Origin of the sequence: Nonomuraea sp. NPDC050643, assembly GCF_040654715.1 — a bacterium.
GTDB lineage: Bacteria > Actinomycetota > Actinomycetes > Streptosporangiales > Streptosporangiaceae > Nonomuraea.
Window position 1 is genome coordinate 244,311 of sequence record NZ_JBFAIM010000012.1, and the last position, 4,507, is coordinate 248,817.

Here is a 4,507-nt window from a genome sequence, read left to right on the forward strand (position 1 = left end):
GGGGTGCGCGGGGTCCGTAACATTCCATAGCCGCACCGTACGGTCGTTGCTGCCGCTGGCCAGCGTCTTGCCATCACGGCTGAACGCCACCGAAGTGACGGCGTCGGTGTGGCCGGTCGGGAGTTGTCCCAACGGCGTCGGCTGAGCAGGATTGGTGATATTCCATAACCGCACCGTGCGGTCGTTGCTGCCGCTGGCCAGCGTCTTACCGTCCGGGCTGAACGCCACCGAAGTGACGGCGTTGGTGTGGCCGGTCAGCAGAGTGTCAGGGATATTCCATAGCCGCACCGTGCGGTCGTTGCTGCCGCTGGCCAGCGTCTTACCGTCCGGGCTGAACGCCACCGAAGTGACGGCGTCGGTGTGGCCGGTCAGGGGTTGTCCCAACGGCCTCGGCTGAGCAGGATCGGTGATATTCCACAACCGCACGGTACCGTCGATGCTGCCGCTGGCCAGCGTCTTACCGTCCGGGCTGAACGCCACCGATTTGACGGTGTCGGTGTGGCCGGTCAGGGGTTGTCCCCAGTCTGTGGGGTGCGCGGGGTCCGTGACATTCCACAGGCGCACCGTGTGGTCGTTGCTGCCGCTGGCCAGCGTCTTGCCATCATGGCTGAACGCCACCGAACTGAGGCCGTCGGTGTGGCCGGTCAGGGGTTGCCCCAACTCCGTGGGGTGCTCGGGGTCGTCAACATTCCACAGCCGTATCGTACGTTTGCTGCTGCCGCTGGCCAGCGTCTTACCGTCCGGGCTGAACGCCACCGACCAAACGTAGGTGGAGTGGTGGCCCTCCCATTTACTCAGCAATGTCGGCTGGGCGGAGTCGGTGACGTCCCAAAGCTGCAGGATGCCGCCGCCGTTGCCGCCGGCCAGCGTCTTGCCATCAGGGCTGAACGCCACTGACCAGACTACGTCACCGATATCGGTCGGCAGTCCCCGGAACGCTGGCTGGTTCGGGTCGGTGACATTCCACAGTTCTACCCCACCGCCGTCGTCGCTGTGGGCCAGTGCCTGGCCGTTCGGGCTGAAGGCTAACGAGATAATGTTGCGGTCTTGGCTGTTGGTGTAGCGTCCCAGCGGGGTTGGCCGGGCGGGGTCGGTGATGCGCCACAGTTGCACCGTGTGGTCGTTGCTGCCGCTGGCCAGCGTCTTACCGTCCGGGCTGAACACCACCGAATTGATGCCATGGGTGTGGCCGGTCAGGAGTGTGGAGAGTGGAACGTTTTCAGCGCTGATCAAGCTCGTGTAAAGGTTCGGATCATTGTTGCGCTTGCGGTAGACAGTCAGCTTCAGTTGTGCCGCCAGCGATGGGTCGGTGCCCGAGACGTCACTGCCGCGAAGGCGATCGGCTTGGGCGTTGATCTGGTTGATGATCGCGTCATCGCGCGCAGCTTGTGCAGTGTTCAGTTGCCACACCGCGATGACACTGGCGATCAACGAGATCACGGTCAGAAAAGACAGCGCCGCAAGCGTTCTGCGTCGGCGTCGAGTGTCGCGGCGCTCGTTTCGGATAGACGCGGATAGAAATGCCGCGGCCGTGGGGGGCAGGTCATGCTGTTGGGGCTGGGAAGACATCCAGTCGCGCGCGGCTTGCAGGCGAGTTCCGCGGTACAGCGCACCTGCGTCCCGCTTGTCGTGATTCCATTGCGCGGCGGCTTCATTGAGCTGCTGTCGGATCAGATTGCCGGGTCGGTCGTCGTCGATCCACGAGCACAAGGTCGGCCACGCCCGCAACAGCGCCTCGTGGGTGATCTGGACTGTGTCCTGTCCCTGGGTAATCAGGCGAGCGCGGGTGAACTCATCCAGCACTCGCGACATCGTCTGCTGCTCAACGCCGCCCGAAAGAAGGTCCTTATGTGCCACGCGGCGCCGTGTGTCCTCGGTACCTTCACCGATCTTGACCAACTGGAGAAACAACATCCGGGCAACCTGCTGTTCCGCGTGATTCAGCGAAGTAAGGGCCCGTTCTGCGGTGGTGGCCACGGCGTTCTGGATGCCGCCAGTGAGCCGGTAGCCCTCCACGGTCAAAGTGTTGCCGTGCCGCTCCCGCCAGGCAGCCCGCAAGGCATACGCCAGCAGGGGGAGACGACCGGTTTCATACCCCTCGGCCGCAGTCGCGCCGAGTTCCTGTAACAACACTTCAACCAATGCCGGATCGACACGCAACCCGGCACGCTCCGCAGGGTTCAGGATCGCCGCACGCAGTTCCTCGGGTGACATCGGGCCCAGAATTACCTGGCCACCCTGCAATGCCGTGCGTAGCTGAAGGTATTCCGTGCAATGCGGGTAGAAGTCCGCCCGCAATCCATATGCTGCCACGGCTACCGGCTCCTGCCCGCATGGACTGTTGCTGGTCAGCCGTGAGATCATGTCCAGGAAAATGTGCGGTTGCCGCTCGTCGGTGCACATCGTGAACAGCTCTTCCATCTGATCCACGATCACTACCAGTCGCATGTCGGCGGCACCAGCCTGTTTCATCCGCATTCGCAGCAGCGCACGCACCCGCTCCACACACTGATCCGGGGCCTTTGTGATCTCAGCGGCTACCTCGGCGGGATCAGCATTCGTCAGCGCGGCGATCTGACTTCCCAGTGCCGTGACCGGCCATGCGGTCGGCGTCAGTAGCAGACCCGGCCAATGCTGCGAGCCTGTGAGCGCGCCCTTGACCAGCCTGTGGATCAAACCGGCCTGTAACAACGAAGACTTCCCCGCTCCTGACGGCGCGACCACGACTAGCGGATCACCGCCGTCACGCGCGCGAGAATCGAGGCGCTCAATCAATTGAGCAATCAGTTGATCTCTGCCAAAGAACCACTCGGCGTCCTCCGCGCGAAACGCCGCCAAACCCGTGGGATACGGACAGACCTCGGTTGTCGCAGTCGATTCGACACGGCGAGTACCGTGCTCATAATGCACATGGTGCTCGAGGTACAGATTCTTGGCGGCCTGATAGATCCGAGCTTCGCCGGAAGCCTGCGCGTGGACGTGGATCGTGTGCTCATCTTCAGGTTGCATGCCGGTCACCGTTCGCTGATGTGCTGGTGGCCGAGCGCCTGGTACGCCCTGCCGTGATCGGAGACCTCGCACGCATCTCCACCTGCTCTATCGCTTGTCGAGGGCCTTCGACCGCGCCAGTCACCGACTGTGGCACCACGCGCCTCAGATCGTCCGCCATGCTCGGGTTACTAGCTAGCAGGCTCAGAAGACTGAATCGCCACGCCGCCAACAGATTCTCTTCGACCTGGTCATCGCTGGCATCACGGGCCACAATCAGTTGCTCGTGGGCCTTGGTCATCTCAGCCTCGACCGTCTCGGCCCGATCGGGATACACCCGCCGCCGCAGTTTCACGATTACCTTTGTGGTCTGTTCCCACGCCGTCGGCGTCTCGACCCACTTGCTTGCCAGCGTTGAGGCTAATGCCGCCGGTCCCGGATCCACCCGTTCCCCTTGATCCGCAAGTCACTGAGCGTCCATCGATCACTACCGTAACGAATATCTTGACTTATGTGGTTTTGATGACAAAAATCCGCTGATTGCCTACCAAATTCGGACTTACCGGAAATCCCGTCAAAGCATGCCCGCTGACAGACTGCTGTCCCGGGTGTTACCAACACCGGGGCGGAGAAGGCCAGCGAGTCGAGGATCTATAGCGGCTACGGCTGGAGGATGAGGGGACGTAGGGCCTAGACATCGCCATTCCCGAAGTCGCGGACCGGCCCGGCGGACGGCTGTCGCGCTCGGAGCGGACCCTCTGCCGGCCCGCCGCGTCCGGGTCAGCCCACGTATCGTCAAACGCGCGATCTCCAAACACCGCGCCAAAGGCCAGGTCGACCGGACCAACCACCGGGCGGCCATCGCCATCGATGTCCTCACTGGCCCTGACTCGACAACCGCCCAAAGCCCTTAACTAACCGGCATTGGGGTTAGCCTGGGAACTGGGTTCGCTTCGAGAGCGACAAAGTCTGACGCTGAGCCGCTGAGCGGTTCCGGCCCTGGATCGAGCCTCTCAGACGCCAGAGAGGGCCGAACTGACCTCGGCGAATGTCTCCCCGATGAGGCGTGTCATTGGGGCTTGCCAGGGGCTTGTAGGCTCGATCACGGCCAATACGCGGTCAAATACGGAGATCGAACGAAGAAACCCCAGGTCAGAGCTTGATCGAGACGGGACTGTAAAACCGTCGGCTCAGCCTACGCAAGTTCGAACCTTGCACCTGCCACACACAGTTAGCGCAGCTCAGAGGCCCTTCGGGGCCTCTTCTGCGTTTCAGGGACATGCAGCTGTAGGCGGCTCTGAGCGGCCGTTTGTCGGTGGTCGCGCAATATCCACGCAATGATCTTGGAGCTGTTTCCGTAGCTTGGACCAAGGGTTTCAGGGGATCGAGTGTCCCTGAAACGCGAACGGGCCCCGGAGATCATTGGGCATGTGCCAACCTGAAACCGCAGTTCAGGGGGCTTGCCTGATCGTGGTTGGGCGTACTCGGGCTGGTGATGCCCGGGAATCATGACGAGTGA

At 62.5% G+C, this 4,507-nt stretch carries 2 protein-coding genes; both read right to left on the reverse strand.

Going from position 1 to position 4,507, the window contains the following annotated elements:
* The coding region (locus tag AB0I15_RS18570) for an AAA family ATPase (protein ID WP_358096418.1) at nucleotides 1–3,009 on the reverse strand (3,009 nt) is incomplete at its 3' end.
* On the reverse strand, nucleotides 2,999–3,433 hold the full coding sequence (locus tag AB0I15_RS18575) for a hypothetical protein (protein ID WP_358096421.1): 435 nt from the start codon (nucleotides 3,431–3,433) through the stop codon (nucleotides 2,999–3,001). The genes AB0I15_RS18570 and AB0I15_RS18575, both read right to left, overlap by 11 nt.
* Nucleotides 3,434–4,507 lie beyond the last annotated feature (1,074 nt).